This window comes from Streptomyces sp. NPDC088387 (assembly GCF_044753385.1).
GTDB lineage: Bacteria > Actinomycetota > Actinomycetes > Streptomycetales > Streptomycetaceae > Streptomyces.
On sequence record NZ_JBIVNC010000015.1, the window covers coordinates 39,628 to 59,363 of the forward strand.

A 19,736-nucleotide genomic window follows, 5' to 3' on the forward strand; every position below is an offset into this window, starting at 1 on the left:
ACGAGCAACGGGCGGGAACGGGCCGGGAGTTGGGTGACACACGGCCCCATGACGTGATGCTCGCAGCACAGTACACACTGTCATCGCTCGAAATCGCGCCACGAGAGGCGACTTCGCGCCGAACCGGCTCGTGGGTCGACTCCACCGCGGCAACTGTCGGAAATGCCGAGCGGAGGACCGGGCGCGTCGTGGCGCGGACACCGGGAGGCGGGACGGCCGTAGCAGGCGGTCCAGGCCGTAAGTGAGTTCGGGGGTCCTGCTGTCCGCCTCCGGCGGACCGGTCTGCTCCTCCTGGGTGAGACCCAGGGGTGAAGTACGGCTGACGAGTCGATGGGCCGGCCCCGGCGGGATCACCGGGGCCGGCCCACCGTCACGACAGGAGGTCAGGGCGCGATTCCCACGCCGTCGATCCGGCTCCAGGACTTCTCCTGGGCGGCGGTCATGGCCGGCCAGTGCAGTCCGCCGGGACGCGGACGCACGTGCGAGGCGTACGAGTCGGGACGGAACCTGGAGTCGTAGAAGCAGCCGGTGCCGTAGGTCTTGTCGAAGGCCGCGCAGTTCGCGGCGATCGAGCGCGCGTCGGGCTTGTGGCCCGTGCGGACCCACTTGTTGAGCGCGGCGATGGAGTTGGCGTACTCGGCGTCGCTCAGCGCGCTGTGCTCGGTCTCCTTGGTGAAGGTCTGCACGAGGTACCGGTCACGGCCCGCGCCCTTCAGCGAGTCGCGGTAGGCCGACTCGTGCTCGATGAACGCGGTCGGGTCGTCGATGGCGTGCATCGTGAGGACCGGGATCGAGACCTTGCCGGTGAGGTCGCTGTCGTAGGACAGGTCACGCTTGGCCGTCGGGTCGGCGGAGAAGCGCTCCACGCCCGCGTTGAGGGCCTTGTCGTCGTGCGAGCCGGAGTAGCGCACTCCGACGTTGCTGAACGGATTGCGGCCGCCCAGACGGGTCGAGACGATGTCGCGGAACGTGAAGGTCGCGAACCGCAGATGCGACTCCAGCGTGCGCTCGGGGATGCCGGTGACCGCGAGGATGTCGTCCAGGTTGCGCTGCTGGAGTGCGGTGCGCGCCTCGGGGGCGGACTCGAAGCCGGTGCACTCCTGGAGACGGGCGCGCAGCCCGGCGGAGGTCATCGTGGAGCCGGGCCGCAGACCCTGCCACAGCGGGTACTGCTGCTCGGTGGGCCGCGGGTGGTTCTGGCAGTAGTACTGGTACACGACCCGCAGGTCGACGCGGTAGTCGTAGCCCCGCGAGCCGCCGCCGAGGACGCCGTTGGTCAGCAGGACCCCGTCGTAGCGGCCCTTCTTGGTGCCGTAGACCTCCGCGACCTTCGCGGCGACGTTTCCGCCCCACGACTGGCCGTGCACGTAGGTCTTCTTCGGCTTGCCGAACTCGGAGACGAACAGGCGGCGCAGGTTCTCGGTGTCCTCGGCGGCCATCCGGGTGCCGTAACCGCCACGGCGGTACGAGGACCCCGCCCAGGCGTAGCCCTCCTTGACCATCACGGACCAGCGCCCGAGGTCCTCCAGGCTGCGCGCGGGGTCGGACGCCTCGCCCAGGTCGGGGCCGCCGTGCGCGTGCATGACCAGCGAGCCGTTCCAGTTCTTCGGGACGGCGATGGCGTAGTAGGCGCCGTTGGCGTCCTGGCCGGTGTGGCAGACGGCCTTGCCGTCGAGCTCCGCCGGACAGGCCACGGGCGCTTCGGCCTGCGCCGCGGGCACGGCCATCAGGGAGGCGGCGAGCGCCCCGGCGACGGCCAGGGCGGCCCGCCGGGACCGCCGGTGGATGCGTTCGCGAGTGGTCATGCCACGGCTCCTTGGTTCTTCGGGCGCGTCGTCGCGCCGCGGGCAGGATGCTAGGAACACGCCGGGCCCAGAGCCACAGTAATGATCATTGCGTTCATATTGGTCGCACACAGGAACGCGCGGAGGGGCGCCCGCCGGGACGCTCGCGCCCGGTCGCCGGGCGGGTCCGGGCATACGTCGGCCGCCGGCGGGAGGAAACACCGCCGGCGGCCGGGTCCTGTGCGTCAGCCGATGTGGAAGCTGTCGCCGTACACCTTCCAGTCGAGCGGTGTGTTGAGGTTCAGGTTGCCCGCGCGCAGGAACACCCGCTGTGCCGTGTCGACGCGGCTGGTGTCGCTGTGCGCCTCCTCCTGCTTCATCGCCCACACGCGCGCGTCCAGGAACGCGTTGAGGTAGCGCACCTGGTCGCCGCCCTGCGACGGCGGCTGGGCCGAACGCAGCGCCCGCGCGCGGATGTTGCGGAAGCTGGTGGAGTCGCCGCCGTCGCCGTGCATGACGATGGCGTCGTAGTAGCAGAACTGGCCGAGGACACCGAGGCCGTCCGCCTTGCCCTGGCTCACCGACGGGTTGAAGTAGACGCGGTCACGCTCGTCGTTCTGGGCCTGCTTGAACGCCGCGTCCTGGGCGGCGCGCCGCCAGTCGGCCGGGTAGTTCGGGTCGAGGCCGTCGTGCGAGTCGGTGCCGTCGACCCGCCGGAGCGCCGGCAGGTAGCGGGCGAGGACGTTGCCGGGCTTGCGGTTGGTGTACAGCTCGACCAGGTCCAGCATGTCGCCGGTGCCGGAACAGAAGCCGATGATGCCCGCCGTGTAGCCGCGGCCGTCGCCTATGTCCTCGATGTACTGGTACTGGGCCTTCCAGTCGAGCGAGGAGTTCTCCGCGCTCGACACCAGCTTCATGGCGATCTCCTTCTTCGCCGGGTCGTCCAGGCCCACCGCCTGCGCGGATGCGGGCGAGGCCGAGGCGTGGGAGGTGAGCAGGGGCACCGCGGCGATGGACGCGCCGAAGAGGGCGAGAACACTGCGGCGCGAGGTGCCGCCGGCTCGGTCGGTGTGCTCGGGCACGTGCATATGAGCCTCCAAATGATGTGGGGGAGTGGAGGGTTGGCCATACGTCGTTCTGATAGGAAGGTTTCCTATCAGATGATGGGCAGGTGTGCCCAGCGTGTGCGGCACGGAATTTACGGAGTCAATAGAAACGGCGGCCGTCAGTGACTGTCAGCGACCGGCTGCGGCCTCCTCGGTGCGTGACTGTGCCGCCACCGTCCAGAGCCCCGTACCCCACAGGGACAGTGCCGACATCACGCCCACCACTACCCGCACGCTCACCGCCGGCCCCCCGGCCGCCCAGGTGACGGCGCCTGCGGCCGCCGCGACGATCAGCAACGCGGCCGGGATCCGCAGCGCCGGCTGTTCGAAGACGGCCGCGAGCGGAAGGAAGTGCACCCCCACGACCAGCGCGATCAGCGGTGCGATGAGCTCCGGCACGCCCGCCCGGCCGCAGCCGATCGCGATGGCGGCGATCAGGATCCACTGCAACGCGTTGATCTGGGCGAACCGCCGGCGCCGCTCGACCGGGAACGGTTCACCGCGGCCGGACGGCAGTCGCCGGTGGGCGAACAGCAGCAGCCCTGCGGTGATGACAAGACCCGCGACGACGGCGACCGCCGTCCAGGCCGGTCCGGCGACCGTACCGGTGCCCAACAGCCACCAGCCGAACCCGAACAGCGCGAAGAACCCCACCCCTGATGTGAACATGTCCGTAATCTAATCAGGCCACTTGGCCGGAGCTCCGCCGAGGTCGCACGCGCTCGGCGGCTCGTCGGCGGCGGGCTCAGGGCAGCGGCTGTTCGGCCCAGATCACCTTGCCGCCCGGCAGATAGCGCGTCCCCCAGCGCTCCGCGAGCTGAGCCACCAGGAAGAGCCCGCGTCCGCCCTCGTCGGTCATCGCCGCGTAGCGCAGATGCGGCGCGGTACTGCTGCCGTCGAAGACCTCGCAGATCAGACTGCGGTCGCGCAGCACCCGGACGCGGATCGGGGAGCCGCCGTAGCGGATCGCGTTGGTGACCAGTTCGCTCAGGATCAGCTCCGTGGTGAACGCCGCCTCGTCCAGCCCCCATGCGGTGAGCTGACGGGTGACCGCGGAGCGCACCTCGCCCACCGCGACCGGATCGGGCGGCACCTCCCACTCGGCGACCCGGTCGGCGCCCAGCGCCCGGGTGCGGGCCACGATCAGCGCGATGTCGTCGCTCGGCCGGTCCGGCAGCCGCGCGTCGACGACGGCCCGGCAGGTGTCCTCCGGGGAGGGCCCCGCCTGTTCGAGCGTGGAGCGCAGCATCTCCAGGCCCTCGTCGATGTCCCACGTCCGGTCCTCGACGAGCCCGTCCGTGTACAGCACCAGCCGGGTGCCCTCGGCCAGTTCGACGTCCACCGTCTCGAACGGCAGCCCGCCCAGGCCCAGCGGCGGTCCGGCCGGCACCTCCGCGTACTCGACGGTGCCGTCGGGCCGGATCAGGGCGGGCGGCGGATGGCCCGCGCGGGCGATGGTGCACAGCCGGGACACCGGGTCGTACACCGCGTACAGACAGGTCGCCCCGGTGACCGGTGCCGCCGCGCCGTCCGCCGTCTCGTCCAGGTCGATCCGGCCCACCAACTCGTCGAGGAGATGCAGCAGTTCGTCGGGGGCGAGGTCGAGGGCGGAGAAGTTGTGCACCGCGGTGCGCAGCCGGCCCATGGTGGCCGCCGCGTGCAGCCCGTGCCCCACGACGTCACCGACGACCAGCGCCACCCGCGCGCCCGACAGGGGCAGTACGTCGAACCAGTCGCCGCCGACCCCGGCCTGCGCGGGCAGATAGCGGTAGGCGATGTCCAGGGCGTTCTGCTCCGGCAGGGTGCGCGGCAGCAGGCTGCGCTGGAGCGCCACGGCCATGGTGTGCTCGCGGGTGTAGCGGCGGGCGTTGTCGATGGAGACCGCGGCCCGCGCGACCAGTTCCTCGGCGAGCGCCTGGTCCTCCTCGTCGAACGGGTCGGGCGCCTCGCAGCGCCAGAAGTTCACCAGGCCGAGGACCAGGGCCCCGGCCCGCAGCGGCGCGGTGATCAGCGAGTGGATGCCGTACTCCAGGACCTGCGCGGTCCGCTCCAGGTCCTGTGCCTGCCAGCCCGGCGCGTCACCGAGGCGCGGCTCGACGACGGCCTGCCCCGAGTCGAGGGCGCGGGCCTGCGGCGAGGACGGCACGAACCGGATCCGCTCACCCACCGGATACAGCGGCGCGTCCTTGCGGACCCCGTTGAACGCCGTGCGGCGCAGTTCGGTCCCGGCCTCGGGCGACTCGCCGCCGATCACCGCGTCGAAGAGGTCCACCGAGACGAAGTCCGCGAACCGGGGCACGGCCAGCTCGGTCAGCTCCTCGGCGGTACGGGTCACGTCCAGGCTGGTGCCGATGGAGACACCCGCGTCGTAGAGCATGTCCAGGCGCTGGCGGGCCACCTCGGCCCGGCCGGACAGGGCGCGCAGTTCCGTGGAGTCACGGAGGGTGGCGACGCTGCCCTCCGGGCCGCCGCGCAGATCCGTGGGCCGCTGGTTGATGGCCAGCAGACGCTCGCCGACCAGATGCACCTCGTCGGTCGCGACCCGCCCGGAGGCCAGCAGCTCGGCGGTGTCGGGATCGAGGCCGAGGGCGCGCACGTGCCGGCCCTCGGCGTCGTCGGGCAGGTCGAGCAGCCGGTGCGCCTCGTCGTTGGCGAGGAGCAGCTCGCCCTCCCCGTCGACGATCATCACGCCCTCGCGGACGGCGTGCAGCACCGCGTCGTGGTGCTCGTACATCTTGGTCATCTCGCGTGGTCCGAGGCCGTGCGTCTGGTGCAGCAGGCGTCTGCTCACCAGCGCGGTCCCGCCGGTGGCGAGGGCCACCGCGACGGCGGCGGCGAACAGGACCAGCGGCAGCTGCTGGTTGGCGGTGCTGCCGACGTGCTCGGTCGTGATGCCGGCCGAGACGAGTCCGACGACCCTGCCGTCCGGCGCCTCGATCGGCACCACGGCCTGCACGAGCCGCCCTATCGTCCCGTCGATCTCCTCGGTGAACGACCGCCCTTCGAGCGCCGGTTCGAGCGTGCCGACGAACTGCCGGCCGATCCGGTCCGGGAGGGGATGGGTGTAGCGGATGCCGTTGGTGTTGAGCACCACGATGAAGTCGACCTTGGCGGCCTTGCGGGCCGCCTCCGCCCTGGGCTGGAGCACGGCGGTCGGGTCGGGGGTGCTCAGCGCCTGCCGGGTGCCGGGCGCGTTGGCGAAGGTCTCGGCGACGGCCAGCGAGCGGTTGGTGGCCTCGCGGGTGCTGTCGTACCGCCCCTGGAGCAGCAGCGCCGCCACCGCGGCACCCACCAGGACGAGCACGATGACGACCTGGAACATAAAGACCTGGCCCGCGACGGTCCGCCCGCTCAGCGCCGCCCGCAGCGACGCGAAGGGGCCCTTCCGGGCGCGTTGGCCCGCGGCGCGCCGGTGCCGTACGAGCGAGAGTTCCGTGTTCCCCGGCACGCGCCGCTCACCGACTTCCCGGACGCGGTCGGACGAGCGCTGTGCGCGCACGTCGCCGGGGCGACGGGTCGACCCTGTCCTCCCGTCGCGCCCCAAGTGCCGGACCATGTGCCCTGTTTACACTCCCGCGCCCCCGGAGGCGAGGGGTGTCACGCAAGGTGACGTCGCGGGCACGTGACCCGGTGGTACCCGTGGCTGTCATGGGCGGCGCCGGTCGTCGGTGCGGCGCGCCGCGAGCAGCAGCGCGATGTCGTCGGGCCGGTCGGCCGCGTGCCGGGTCGCCGCGGTGAGCCGGTCGGCCACCGCGGCGAGCCAGCGGGCACCCGGGCGGGTGGCCGGAGCGCCGGACCGCGCGAGCGCGACCCGCAGGGCGCCGATGCCGTCGTCGATGTCGAGTCCGGGCCGTTCGACCAGCCCGTCCGTGTACAGCGCCAGGATCGCGCCGGGCACCATGGTCACCTCGGCGACCGGGTAGCGGGCGCCGGTGATCACGCCGAGGACCACTCCGGCGGGGGTGTCGAGGCGGTGGGTCCGGCCGTTCGGTTCGCGCAGCAGCGGCGGGGGGTGGCCCGCGCGGGCGATCCGGGCCAGTCCGGTGGCCGGGTCCAGACGGATGTAGCAGCAGCTGGCGAACTGGCCCGGGTCCAGGTCGATGAGCAGGTGGTTCGTGCCGCTGAGCACCTCGTCGGGCGGCCGGTCGTCCAGCGCGAACGCGCGGACCGCGCTGCGCAGCTGGCCCATGGTCGCCGCCGCCTGCACCCCGTGTCCCTGCACGTCGCCGATCACCAGGGCCACCCCGTCGCCCGCCTCCACGACGTCGTACCAGTCGCCGCCCACGTCCATGCCCTGGGTGCCGGGCAGATAGCGGCCCGCGGTCTCCACGTCGGGATGCGCGGACAGCTTCCGGGGCAGCAGCGCCCGCTGTAGGCCACGGGCGAGCGCCGCCTCCGTCTCATAGCGCTGGGCCTTCTCCATCGCGTGGGCGATCAGGCCCGCGAGTGCGGTCAGGACGCTGCGCTCCTCGCTGCTGAAGCTGCGCGGGCGGTCGAAGCCGAGGATGCAGGAGCCGACCCGGCGGCCTGAGGCGATCAGGGGCAGGAACGCGCGGGCGCCCTCGGTCGCGTCGAGCGGGATACCCGGGTAGGCCTCCGACAGGGCCCGCATCGAGTCGAAGAAGAGCGGCTTTCCGGTGGTGAGGGTCTCGACGCCGGGCAGCCGCACGTCCAGGCCCACACCGTCGAACGGCGCGAGGAAGCCCTCCGGGAAGCCGTGTTCCCAGGCGAGGTCGAGCCGCCGGTCCTGGAGCAGGTAGATCGCGAGCCGGCGGCCGCCGAACGCGGGCAGCAGCTCCTGCATCACGACCGCCGAGACCTGCCGGGCGGTGACCGCCTCGGTCAGTGCGATGGCCAGCACGATCGGGCGGTACAGCGGCGCGCCCGGCGGCACGTGCCCGGCCGGCTCGTCCGGGGCCGTCGGGCTGTCCGCGACCCGGTTCGACGGCACCACGGTGCAGGTCAACAGATCGGGGCCGGGGTAGACGGACAGGGCGAGCCAGTCGCCCTCGTACGCCTCCGGGCCCGCCACCGGACCGGACACCGACGGCCGCTCGACGTGGAAGTGCACCGGGTCGGGCGAGAGCAGTGCCGCCCGCAGATGGTCCTCGCACGTCGGCTGGGCGAGCCAGGGCACCGCCTCCCACAGGAACCGGCCGACGAGCCGGGAACGGGGTGCGCCCAGCAGCTGCTCGGCGCGCGGATTGCCGTAGACGACCGTGCCCAGCCGGTCCAGGCAGAACACGCCCTGCGGCAGCCGGTCGGCGGCCTGGTCGGCCACCGACCCGGCGTCGAGCACGATGCCGTGCACGAACCGCGAGCCGACCGGCGGCCACAGGTCGATCAGCCGCAGCGGCCCGCCCGCGAGCCGTACGTGCACGGGCTCGGCCGGCGGTTTCCCGTCCGCGGTGTCCTGGAGCAGTCCGACCAGGCGCCGCGCGTCACCGTGGGCGAGGGAAGCGACCAGCGTCCGGTCGGTCTCGGGCAGCGCGTCGCCCGGCAGGTCCAGCAGTGTGCGCACCCCTTCGTCGGCGGTCAGGGCGCTGGTCTCCGGGTCCCAGCTGAACCGTCCGAACCGCTCGGCGGCGGACTGACCGGTCGGGGGCCGCGCACAGAGCGGATCGCCGTCCCACACGACGGGGATCCCCTCTTCCTCCATCCGGGTCAGCTGCCGCCCCAGCTCCTCCGCGAGCCGGATCAACCGCTCCTTCTCGGCCAGCAGCCCGGTGGCGTCGGAGACGGCCGGCAGCAGCACGGTCAGGGCACCGACGACCCGCGTGGCCCCCTGCACCGGCACACTGATCGTGGCGATCGGGAACGGCAGGGCGGCGGCGAACTGGGCGTAGCGGCGCATCGTCTCGGTCGCGTTCGGCAGCACCACGTGGACGCCGAGGCGGAAGGTGTCGGCGATCGGTATCGGCCGGTCCGCGTGCACCCGCCACCAGGGGCGGAACAGCCGGCCGGGCACTCCGGTGAGCGCCGCGAGCCGCAGGATGTCGCCGTCGGTGGAGCGGAGGTAGACGCCCACGGCGCGCGCCCGCACCGCACCCGCTGCTTCGACCGCGACATCGGTCAGCAGCGCGGCCAGCCTGTCAGGTGTCCCGTTCAGGTCCTCGGCGCTCCCAGTCATCGGCCCTACCTCGTCCCCGCGCCGCCGCGCGGGCGACACTGCAAGAATGCGCCACCCGCCGCCGTGCCCGCACCCGGACGAGCACCGGACGCCCTCCCCGGCGGCACGGCACCGGGACACCGCCCACCGCGCGGACGGTCACTCCGGATCCTCCAGCACCCACGCGGCCCCCGGAACCCCTGCGACACACGCAACGGGATCACCGGGCGGCGAGGACGCGGGCCGGTCCGCGGCTGCCGGAGCCGGTCAGCCGCCGAGGGCCGCCCGTGCGGCCGCCAGGGTCCGGTCCACGTACCCCCGTCCGAACAGGACCACATGCACCAGCAGCGGAAAGAGCTGGTGGAGCGGTACGCGCTCGCGCCAGCCGTCGGCCAGGGGCGCCGTCTGCCGGTAGCCGTGCTCGATGTCGTGGAGGCGGGGGCAGCCGAAGAGGCGCAGCATCGCCAGATCGGTCTCGCGGTGGCCGCCGTGCGCCGCCGGGTCGATCAGCCAGGCGCGTCCGTCGGCGCCCCAGAGCACATTGCCGTTCCAGAGGTCGCCGTGCAGCCGCGCGGGCGGCTCGGACGGGCCGGCGAGCGCCGGCAGCCGGTCGCAGACCCGGTCCACGGTCGCCGCCTCGGCCGGCGTCAGCGCGCCCTGGTCGACGGCCTGGCGCAGATAGGGCAGGACGCGGTCCCGCGCATACCACTCGGGCCAGTCGTCGGCCGGGTGGTTCCGCATCGGCGCCAGGCCGATGTACGCGTCGGCGGGGCCGTCCGGGGGTGGCGCGCCGAACGCCGGGGCACCCGCGGCATGCAGCGCCGCCAGCTCCTGCCCGAGCCGTACGGCCGCCTCCGCGGTGGGCGCGCCCGTCGCCACGTGCTCGGTCACCAGCCAGTGCCGGTCGTGCCCGTACACCGTCGGCACCCGGACCGTCCCCGCGTCCGCGAGCCAGCGCAGCCCCGCCGCCTCGGCGCGCACGGCACCCGGATTCTCGCCGCGCTTCGCCATCACCACGTGCCCGTTACGCAGAGCGACCTCGGTGACCGCGCCGGAGCGTGCCCGCACCTCGCCGACCTCCTGTCCGGTGAGCCGCGCCACGGCCGCCGACACGCCGTCCGGCCCGCTCACCGGACCCATCGCCCCGCCGCCATGACCACCGGGGCATGCAGCGCGCCCACCGTCACTCGACCCCGTCCGGGACCGCCGTCGCCTGGTGGAAGTACATCCGCCACCCGTCCCGCCCCTTCCGCCAGATCGAACTGCGCCGCGCCCGCAGCCCGTCGAGCGTCGTCTCGTACGTCAGATGCACCAGCCCTGGAGCGAGCAGCACGCCGGAGATCTCCGAGTACTCGTAGCGCACGGTGGTGGCCGAACTGCCGGGCATGCGGGGCAGCTCCGCGAGCAAATCGGCGTGGGTCCAGCGCCGTCCGGACCGACCGACCTCCACAAAGTCGGGGTCCAGTAGGGCACGGGCCAGCTCGGGGGAAGCGCGCGCCTCGGGATCCATCAGACGCAGTTCACCTGCGACGGCCTCCGTCACGGCGTCCGTTTCGTCACTCATGAGGGCATCCTCGCCCACCCGCGTGCGGCGTGCGAGCAACACGGATACCTCATCAATTTTGGCCCAAAGGCTTGCCCAGACGTTGCGTCATCACTTAAATCACGTCCTGAAGTAAGCCGCATCGCCGGCCTGTCACAAAGGCGTACCCGTTTCGAGCCGTCACGGGGGCGCGTCGCACGCGCACCACCGCCAGGCACGTCGGACCGCACGCGCACTTCCCCGCACACAGCTTGCACAAGGCCGCACGACGCACGGAGAACGCAGCTCGGCGCACGTGTCACCCGCACCTCAAGTAACGCGCACCACAAGCCCGTTCACACGTTCCGCACGCCTTACCGTCCTGCCGGACGCAGAGGAGCCGCATGAGACTCAGATGCCTGGGTGTCGCACTGGCCGCCACGGCGGCGCTCGTCACCCTGCCCGCACAGTCCGCATCCGCAGCCACCGCACCAGCCGACGCACCCGCCACCAGAGCCGCCTCCGCCGACACCGGCGCGGCCGCTGCCGCCGCCTGCGGCACCGCCGACGCCGCGCGCGGCCGGCCCGCCTCGGCCTCCTCCGTCGAGAACGCGGGCACCCCCGCCTCCGCGGCGTTCGACGGAGACGCCGGCACCCGCTGGGCCAGCCAGTTCGCCGACCCGCAGTGGATCCAGGTCGACCTGGGTTCCGTACAGAGCCTGTGCCGGATCGACCTCAACTGGGAGACGGCGTACGGCCGGGACTTCACCCTCCAGACCTCGACCAACGGACAGACCTGGACGACGCTCAGGACCGTCACCGGCGGCACCGGCGGCCAGGCCTCCTACGACGTCACCGGCTCGGGCCGGTACGTGCGTGTGCACGGCACCGTGCGAGCGACCACCTGGGGCTACTCCCTGTGGGACTTCGCCGTGCGCACCACCACCGACGGCACACCGCCCATCGAGGGCGGCGGTGACCTCGGCCCGAACGTCATCGTCGTCGACCCCTCGACGCCCAACCTCCAGCAGCGGTTCGACGAGGTCTTCACCCGCCAGGAGTCCGACCAGTTCGGCTCCGGCCGCTACCAGTTCCTGATGAAGCCGGGCACCTACAACGGCATCAACGCCCAACTCGGCTTCTACACCTCGATCTCCGGGCTCGGCCTCAACCCCGACGACACCCAGATCAACGGAGACATCACGGTCGACGCGGGCTGGTTCAACGGCAACGCCACCCAGAACTTCTGGCGTTCGGCCGAGAACCTCGCCATCACCCCGGTCAACGGCACCGACCGCTGGGCCGTCGCCCAGGCCGCGCCGTTCCGCCGGATGCACGTCAAGGGCGGGCTCAACCTCGCCCCGAACGGCTACGGCTGGGCCTCGGGCGGCTACATCGCCGACTCGAAGATCGACGGCACGGTCGGCCCGTACTCCCAGCAGCAGTGGTACACCCGCGACAGCTCCGTCGGCGGCTGGACCAACGGCGTCTGGAACCACACCTTCACCGGCGTCGAGGGCGCGCCCGCCTCGAACTTCGACACCGGCCCGTACACCACCCTGGACACCACGCCCATCTCGCGCGAGAAGCCGTTCCTGTACCTCGACGGCAACGAGTACAAGGTGCGGGTGCCCGCCAAGCGCACCAACTCCCGCGGTGTGTCCTGGCCGGCCAACGCGGGCGGCACCTCGCTCCCGCTCAGCCAGTTCTACGTGGTCAAGCCCGGCGCCACGGCCGCGACCATCAACGCCGCGCTCGCCCAGGGCCTCAACCTGCTCTTCACCCCGGGCGTCTACCACCTGAACCAGACCATCCAGGTCAACCGCGCCAACACCGTGGTCCTCGGCCTCGGCCTCGCCACGATCATCCCGGACAACGGCATCGACGCCATGCACGTCGCCGACGTCGACGGTGTCCGCCTCGCCGGCTTCCTGATCGACGCCGGCCCGTCCAACTCCGACACCCTGCTGCGGGTCGGCGACCCGAACTCCTCCGCCGACCACGCCGCCAACCCCACCACCGTCCAGGACGTCTTCATCCGCATCGGCGGCGCGGGCCCCGGCCTCGCCACCAACTCCATGGTGATCAACAGCGACGACGTCCTCATCGACCACACCTGGATCTGGCGCGCGGACCACGGCGCCGGCGTCGGCTGGGAGACCAACCGCGCCGACTACGGGCTACGGGTCAACGGTGACGACGTGCTCACCACCGGCCTGTTCGTCGAGCACTTCAACAAGTACGACGTCTACTGGCAGGGCGAACGGGGCCGCACGATCTTCTTCCAGAACGAGAAGGCCTACGACGCTCCCAACGCCGCCGCGATCACCCACGACGGCATCGTCGGCTGGGCCGCCTACAAGGTCGCCGACAGCGTGAACACCCACGAGGCCTGGGCGCTCGGCAGCTACTGCAACTACACCTCCGATCCGAGCATCGTCCAACAGCACGGATTCCAGGTACCGGTGAAGACCGGCGTCCGCATGAACCACGTACTGGTGGTCTCCCTGGGCGGCATGGGCCAGTACGCCCACGTCATCAACAACACCGGCTCGCCCACCTCGGGCACCACCACCATCCCGTCGAAGATCACACGCTTCCCGTAACCCGCCCCTGGAAAGGTGCCCCGGACGGCGAACCGCCGTCCGGGGCACCGCCGTTCCCGCACCCGCCCGCGCGGCACACACGAGTCGATCTCCGGCACACTGAACTCGCCCCGCTCACCGCAGAGTTGTGGCCCCGACCGTCCGCCGCTCGAAGGGCAAGACCATGTCCGTGTCCACGTCCCAGCCGCCCGAGGAGCGAGCGCCGTCCGCCGCCCCCGGCCTGCGCCCCGGCTCCCTCGGCACCGCCGACATCGCCTTCTTCGTCGTCTCCGCAGCGGCGCCGCTGACCGTCATGGCGGGCGTCGCCCCTCTCGCGATCGTGCTCGGCGGTATAGGCGCCCCCGTCGGCTACCTCCTGGCAGGCATCACCCTCGCCGTCTTCGCCGTCGGCTTCACCACCATGAGCCGGCACGTGCGAAGCGGCGGCGCCTTCTACGCGTACATCACCCGCGGCCTCGGCCGCCCGGTCGGCATCGGCGCCGCCCTGCTCGCCCTGGTCGCCTACAACGCGATGGCGATCGGTGTGTACGGCCTGCTCGGCACCGCCACCGGGGACACCGCCGCCGCCCTGTTCGGCACCGACGTCCCATGGCTGCCCGTCGCCCTGGCCGGACTGCTCCTCATCGGCTACGGCGGCTACCGTTCCGTCGACTTCGGCGCCAAGGTCCTCCGCGTCCTGCTGGTCGCCGAGACCGGCATCCTCCTGCTGCTCGCGATCGCCGTCCTCGCCGACGGCGGCGCACACGGCCTGTCCGCCGCCTCCTTCGCCCCCGACAACGTCCTCGTCTCCGGCTCCGCGGCCGTCCTCGCCTTCGGCTTCGCCGCCTTCACCGGATTCGAGTCCACCGTCATCTACCGCCGCGAGGCCCGAGACCCGGAGCGCACGGTCCCGCGCGCCACCTACATCGCGGTCGGCTTCCTCGGGGTGTTCTACGCGTTCATCGTGTGGGTGGCGATCCAGGCATTCGGCGACGCGGACGTCGTGCGCGCGGCCGAGGAGGACACCGCCGGCCTCTTCTTCACCGCCATCACCACCTACGTCGGCGACTGGGCGGCCGACCTGATGCACCTCTTCATCGTCACCAGCGTCCTCGCCTGTCTCCTCGCCTTCCACAACGCCATCAACCGCTACGCCCTCGCCCTCGCCGAGGAGGGCGTACTGCCACGCGCCCTCGGCCGCGTGCACCCGCGCCACCGCTCCCCGTACGTCGCCGGAATCGCCCAGACCGCCCTCGGCGCGGTCGTCGTCCTCGCCTTCTGGGCAGCCGGCGCCGACCCGTACAGCCAGCTGCTGCTGTGGGTCAACACGCCCGGAATGCTGGGCCTGCTGGTGCTGCAACTGCTCGCCGCGATCGCCGTGATCTGCTACTTCCGCCGTGTCCCGCACCAGGAAGGCGTCCTGCGCACCGTGCTCGCCCCCGCCGTCGCGGCCGTCCTGCTGGTGGCGGCCATCGTCCTCGTCGTCGACCACATCGACCTGTTCACCGGCGCCTCCTCCACGGTGAACACGGTCCTCGTGGTGGTCTCGCCCGCCGTGTTCGCGGCCGGCCTCCCCCTCGCGTGGTGGCTGCGCCGCAGCCGCCCACAGGTGTACGCCGACTTCGCCGCGGAACCCGCCGAAGAGGACGAAGGCGCCGGACACGGCAAGCGCGCCGCAGAATCCACCGGACAGGACAAGCACTCCGCGGAACCCGCTGAATAGCGGCGCGGCACAGCTGAACAGCACCACAGCACAAGGGAGTTCACCGTATGCCCACCGCCGACCTGGTCTTCGCCGGCGCCCGCGTCCGTACCCTCGACCCCGATCGTCCCGCCGCCACGGCCCTCGCCGTCACCGGCGGGGTGATCACCGCGGTCGGCGACGAGCCGGACCTGCGCGACTGGCGAGGACCGCACACGGAGGTCGTACGGCTGGACGGCGCCCACCTCGTCCCCGGACTCGTCGACGCGCACAGTCACCCCGTGTGGGGGCTGGAGATGGCGACGGGCGCCGACCTGTCCGGGGTGACGGACCTGGCAGGCCTGCGCGCCGCGCTCGCCGGTGCCGAACGCGTCGACGGCTGGGTGCTCGGACACGGCCTCGACCACAACGCCTTCGAGGGCCGGGCCATCGACCGGAGCCTCGTCGAGGACGTCCTGGGCGGCGCACCGGCCTTCCTGCGGCTGTACGACGGCCACTCGGCGCTCGCGACGGGCACCGCCCTCACCGCGGCCGGCGTGACCGGACCACGGAGCTTCGCCCAGCGCTCCGAGATCGTCTGCGACGACACCGGACGTCCCACCGGTCACCTCGTCGAACACGCCGCGATGGACCTGGTGGTCGCCGTCATGCCCAGCCCCTCGTACGCCGAGCGGCGCGCCCGCCTGGTCGCGCTGCTCTCCGCGATGGCCGCGACCGGCCTCACCGGCGCGCACGTCATGGACGGCGGCGGCGTCGACCTGCTCGCGGCCGTGGCCGAGGAGACCGTGCTGCCGGTACGGCTGCGGCTCGCGCCCTGGTGCATGCCGGGCGCCGGCAGGGAGGAACTGGACGAGCTGATCGTCCTACAGGGCCGTGGGGGCCGGCACTGGCGGGTGGGCGGGGTGAAGTTCTTCATGGACGGCACGGTCGAGGGCGGCACCGCCTGGCTGGACCACCCCGACTGCCACGGTCAGGGCACGCGGGCGTTCTGGCCCGACCCGCAGGCGTACGCCGCCGCCGTACGGCACCTGCACACGGCCGGGGTGCGCACGGCGACCCACGCGATCGGCGACGCGGCGGTCCGGCACGTCCTGGACGTCGTGGCGGGCCTCGGCCCGAGCGGACGCGACGCCCACCGGATCGAGCACATCGAGACCGCGCCGGACGAACTGCTGCCACGCTTCGCCGAGTTGGGCGTGGCCGCCTCGATGCAGCCGCCGCACACCGGGTACACCCGCGCCGACGGCACCGACGAATGGTCCCGCCGCCTGGGCGGGGCCCGCGCGGAGCGCGCCTGGCGGCTGCGGGACCTGCGGGACGCCGGCGCCACGGTCGCCCTCGGCTCGGACTGGCCCATCGCTCCCTTCGACGTCCGATCGGTGCTCGCGACGGCCCGGCACCCGAAGGGCGCCGCGTCCCGGCGGGCGGGCCTCACCGGCCTGGAGGCGCTGGAGGGCTGCACCACGCACGCCGCCCGTGCGGCGGGGGAGTGGGCGACGGCGGGGCGGATCGCCCCCGGCTTCCGCGCCGACCTCACGGCCCTCGCCGTGGACCCGGTCGACGCGCCGGCCGACGAAGTGGCGGACGCGCCGGTGCGGGTGACCGTCACCGGGGGACGGGTGGTGTTCCGGGGGGAATGAGGGGCAGGCGCCCGACGGATGAGGCCTCGGAGGTCGTCCACAGCCTCCGGCCGGTTCGTTGGGAGAGCGTTCCCCCTCCGTTCACCTGTACGACGGAACCCGGCCCGCGCCCGGCAGCCGCCTGCCGCAAGGGTCGTCGCCGTCCGTCAACAACCCCAGAAGGGATCGACTGTGACGACGCGTCAGACGCTGCGTGGCACATGGCTCGTACTCGGTGTGGTGCTGGCCGCGGCCTGGGGGACCCCCGCCGGGGCCGCCGGACTGCCCACCGTCCAGCCCCGCGCCGAGACCGCACCCCTCTTCGACGACGAGGCGGGCGGCAACGCCAACGCGGACGACCCGGCGATCTGGCGCAACGCCGCCGACCCGGACCGCAGCCTGGTGATCGCCACCGCCAAGGAGGGCGGCCTGCGCGTCTACGACCTCGCCGCACGCGAGGTCCAGTCGATCCCGGCACCAGCAGCCCCGGGCGAGGGCAACGCCCCCGGCCGCTTCAACAACGTCGACCTGGTGCTCGGCACCCGCCTCGCCGGTGCCCGCGCCGATCTCGCCGTGGTCAGCGACCGGGGCCACGACCGGCTGCGCGTCTACCGCGTCGACCGTGACCACCCCGGCGGCCCGCTCGTCGACGTCACCGACGCCGCCGCCCGCCCGATCTTCAACGCCGGCCAGGAGGAGATCAACGAGCAGGCCACCGCGTACGGCCTCGCCACCTGGACCGACGCGAAGAGCGGCCGCTCCTACGCCCTGGTCAGCCGGCGCAGCCGCACCGGGCTCGCCCTGCTCGAACTGACCCCGGCCGCGAACGGCACCGTCGGCTACCGCACCGTCCGCACGCTCGAACTGCCGGCCTCCTTCCGGCTGCCCGACGGCACGTCCTGGGCGCCTTGCGGCGAACCCGGCGAACTGCCCCAGGTCGAGGGAATGGTCGTCGACCCCGCGAACGGCACGCTCTATGCCGGGCAGGAGGACGTTGGCATCTGGCGGCTGCGCGCCGACCTGACCGGCAGGCCCGTACTGATGGACAAGGTCCGCGAGTTCGGCGTGCCGGGCACCTACGACGAGGAGACCGAGGAGTGCGCGCCCGGCGCCGACCCCGGTTACGGCGGGCGCCGGCTGTCCGCGGACGTCGAGGGACTCACCATCGTCGACGAGCGCCACGGCGACGGATATCTGCTCGCCTCGGGCCAGGGCGACAACATCTTCGTCGCCTACGACCGCGAGCGGGACGAGGACAACGAGTACGAGGCCTCGTTCCGGATCACCGCCGCCTCCGCCACGCTCGACGGCTCGGAGGTCTGCGACGGCGCCGCCGTCCTCAACGCGCCCCTGGGCAAGCGCTACCCGAAGGGCCTCCTCGTCGTCCAGGACGGACAGGAGACCCCCGGCGACGGCGACCGCGAGGCCACGGGCTTCAAGTTCGTGGACCTGCGTGACGTCATGGACGTACTGGACGACTGAGCGCACACCGGTGTGCCGGCGTCCGCACGGGACGCCGGCACAGCGCGGTTCCAGCCCTACGCGTCCGGGGTGAGGACGACCTTGCCGACGACCGTGCCGGACTCCGCGTGCCGCATCGCCGCGGCGGCCTCGTGCAGCGGGAACGTGCGGTCGATCCGTGCCTCGATCCTGCCGGAGCGCAGCAGGTCGAAGATCTGCGCGAGGTCCTCACGCAGTTCCGCGCGGTAGCGGGCGGGGCGCAGCGACTTGCCGGCCCACAGGTTGAAGAAGTGGGCGCCGCGCCGGTTCGGCAGCACGTTCCACGCGGCGAGCTTTCCGACCAGCTTGAGGACGGTGAGCGTGCCGTTGCCCGCGTCGTCGCGGGTGGAGGCGCTGCCGTACGACACGAGCGTGCCGCCGGGGGCGAGCATCCGCCAGGAGTCGTTGATGCCCTCGCCGCCGACGTGGTCGAAGACGGCGGCCACACCGCCGGGCGCGAGTGCGCGGACCCGGGCGGGGACGTCACCGCGGTAGTCGACGGGCTCGGCGCCCATCGCGGCCACGGCCTGCTGGTTGCGGGCCGAGGCGGTGCCGATGACCGAGACGCCGTGGATACGGGCGAACTGCACGAGGACGCTGCCCACACCGCCGTTGGCGCCGTGCACCACGATCGTGTCGCCCGCCTTGACGTGCGCCGTGCGGAACAGCATCCGCCAGGCGGTGGCACCGTTGGTCACCATCGTCTCGGCGTCGGCGGCCGAGACGCCGTCGGGCACCGGCACCAGGTCGCGGCTGTCGAGCAGGACCCGGTCGGCCCAGCCGCCGGTCTTGGTGAGCGCGGCGACCCGCATCCCCACGGCGACCTCCGGCTGGCCCGGCACACGCGGTCCCAGCTCCTCGACGACGCCGACCAGGTCGTAGCCGGGGACGAAGGGGAAGGCCGGCATGTCGTAGTACTTGCCGCGGCGCATCTGCTGCTCGGCGAAGGTGACCCCGCTGGCCTCCATCCGGACCACGGCCTGGCCGGGGCCGGGCTGCGGCAGCTCACGGACCCGCACCTCCAGCGACTCCGGCTCTCCGACGGCGGGAAGGACGATCTCGGTGGCCTGCATGACTACTCCTGAGGGGACGAGTGTGGCGAGGAGTGGTTGACCACTCACTCCGAAGGGCTGAAGCAGGGCGACCGTCGGTCCCGAGGGAGAGGGGAACCGGACGGGTCGCCCGGAGGTCGGTCGGTGGTGCGGGTCGTGCGGGTCGTGTGGGTCGTGCGGGTCGTGCGTGTCAGTAGTGCGTGATGCCCGCGGACAAGGTGCGGATCCAGGGGGCGTCGATGCCGTCGGCGTCGAGGGAGACGATGAGGTGGCAGAGCATTCCGGTGGCGAAGAACTGCTGGACCTGTTGCTCGCTGCCGCCGGACGCGCCCCGCACGTACTCCACGACGCGTGCGTAACCGGCCCGGACGGTCTCGCGGACGGCGGGCTCGGAGACCGCGGCGGCCTGGGCGTGCAGCTGGACCATCAGCAGGTCGTTGTCGCTGATCAGGCGGGCGTAGGTGTCGCCCATCGAGTCGAGGACGACCTCCGGGGTACTGCTCGTCGCCTTGGCGACGCCTTCCTCCAGCGCGGAGCGCACCCGGACGAAGCAGTGCTCGACGACCGCCGTGAACAGCGCCTCCTTGTTCGGGAAGAGGCGGTAGACGTACGCCTGCGAGATACCGGCCGCCTTCGCCACCTCCGTGGTCGTGGTGCCGAAGTAGCCGCGGGCCGCGAACGCGCCGATGGCGGTGCGCAGCACGGTCTCCCGGCGTTCCTCGGCGGTGGAGAGCCTCCGCTGTTCTGTCTTCATGTG

13 protein-coding genes are annotated in these 19,736 nt (G+C 72.6%); 4 read left to right on the top strand and 9 right to left on the bottom strand.

The genetic code is table 11. From position 1 onward, the window contains the following. Nucleotides 1-383 precede the first annotated feature (383 nt). From ACIQAC_RS32030 to ACIQAC_RS32060, 7 genes are all read right to left on the bottom strand, one after another. A complete protein-coding gene (locus tag ACIQAC_RS32030; RefSeq protein WP_402197233.1) occupies nucleotides 384-1,805 on the bottom strand; it encodes a DUF6351 family protein in 1,422 nt (473 codons plus the stop codon). A gap of 224 nt (nucleotides 1,806-2,029) precedes the next feature. Next, nucleotides 2,030-2,872 carry a chitosanase gene (locus ACIQAC_RS32035; RefSeq protein ID WP_402197235.1) on the bottom strand — a complete coding sequence of 281 codons (843 nt, stop codon included), beginning with the start codon at nucleotides 2,870-2,872 and terminating at the stop codon, nucleotides 2,030-2,032. Nucleotides 2,873-3,019: 147 nt separating this feature from the next. After that, nucleotides 3,020-3,559, bottom strand: a complete 540-nt coding sequence (locus ACIQAC_RS32040; RefSeq protein WP_402197237.1) for a hypothetical protein — start codon at nucleotides 3,557-3,559, stop codon at nucleotides 3,020-3,022. A gap of 76 nt (nucleotides 3,560-3,635) precedes the next feature. After that, nucleotides 3,636-6,212 carry a SpoIIE family protein phosphatase gene (locus ACIQAC_RS32045; protein ID WP_402197578.1) on the bottom strand — a complete coding sequence of 859 codons (2,577 nt, stop codon included), beginning with the start codon at nucleotides 6,210-6,212 and terminating at the stop codon, nucleotides 3,636-3,638. Nucleotides 6,213-6,536: 324 nt separating this feature from the next. Continuing rightward, a complete protein-coding gene (locus ACIQAC_RS32050) occupies nucleotides 6,537-9,020 on the bottom strand; it encodes a SpoIIE family protein phosphatase (RefSeq protein ID WP_402197240.1) in 2,484 nt (827 codons plus the stop codon). Nucleotides 9,021-9,266: 246 nt separating this feature from the next. Beyond that, on the bottom strand, nucleotides 9,267-10,139 hold the full coding sequence (locus tag ACIQAC_RS32055; protein WP_402197242.1) for a fructosamine kinase family protein: 873 nt from the start codon (nucleotides 10,137-10,139) through the stop codon (nucleotides 9,267-9,269). 43 nt (nucleotides 10,140-10,182) lie between these two features. Then, on the bottom strand, nucleotides 10,183-10,563 hold the full coding sequence (locus tag ACIQAC_RS32060; protein WP_402197244.1) for a DUF4440 domain-containing protein: 381 nt from the start codon (nucleotides 10,561-10,563) through the stop codon (nucleotides 10,183-10,185). 362 nt (nucleotides 10,564-10,925) lie between these two features. Between ACIQAC_RS32060 and ACIQAC_RS32065 the strand changes: the two genes are divergently transcribed. The 4 genes from ACIQAC_RS32065 to ACIQAC_RS32080 all read left to right on the top strand — a co-directional run bounded on the left by ACIQAC_RS32065 (nucleotide 10,926) and on the right by ACIQAC_RS32080 (nucleotide 17,909). Then, on the top strand, nucleotides 10,926-13,127 hold the full coding sequence (locus ACIQAC_RS32065) for a discoidin domain-containing protein (protein WP_402197247.1): 2,202 nt from the start codon (nucleotides 10,926-10,928) through the stop codon (nucleotides 13,125-13,127). A gap of 163 nt (nucleotides 13,128-13,290) precedes the next feature. Then, nucleotides 13,291-14,829 carry an APC family permease gene (locus tag ACIQAC_RS32070; protein WP_402197249.1) on the top strand — a complete coding sequence of 513 codons (1,539 nt, stop codon included), beginning with the start codon at nucleotides 13,291-13,293 and terminating at the stop codon, nucleotides 14,827-14,829. A gap of 47 nt (nucleotides 14,830-14,876) precedes the next feature. After that, nucleotides 14,877-16,448: an amidohydrolase gene (locus ACIQAC_RS32075; RefSeq protein ID WP_402197250.1), complete on the top strand. Its 1,572-nt coding sequence runs from the start codon at nucleotides 14,877-14,879 to the stop codon at nucleotides 16,446-16,448. 171 nt (nucleotides 16,449-16,619) lie between these two features. Further along, entirely contained in the window at nucleotides 16,620-17,909 is a 1,290-nt protein-coding gene (locus ACIQAC_RS32080) for a phytase (RefSeq protein ID WP_402197252.1), read from the top strand. 56 nt (nucleotides 17,910-17,965) lie between these two features. Here the strand turns inward: ACIQAC_RS32080 and ACIQAC_RS32085 are convergent, their stop codons facing one another. Both ACIQAC_RS32085 and ACIQAC_RS32090 read right to left on the bottom strand, forming a co-directional pair. After that, nucleotides 17,966-19,000 carry a medium chain dehydrogenase/reductase family protein gene (locus tag ACIQAC_RS32085; RefSeq protein WP_402197254.1) on the bottom strand — a complete coding sequence of 345 codons (1,035 nt, stop codon included), beginning with the start codon at nucleotides 18,998-19,000 and terminating at the stop codon, nucleotides 17,966-17,968. 169 nt (nucleotides 19,001-19,169) lie between these two features. Next, nucleotides 19,170-19,733 carry a TetR/AcrR family transcriptional regulator gene (locus ACIQAC_RS32090; RefSeq protein ID WP_402197257.1) on the bottom strand — a complete coding sequence of 188 codons (564 nt, stop codon included), beginning with the start codon at nucleotides 19,731-19,733 and terminating at the stop codon, nucleotides 19,170-19,172. Nucleotides 19,734-19,736 lie beyond the last annotated feature (3 nt).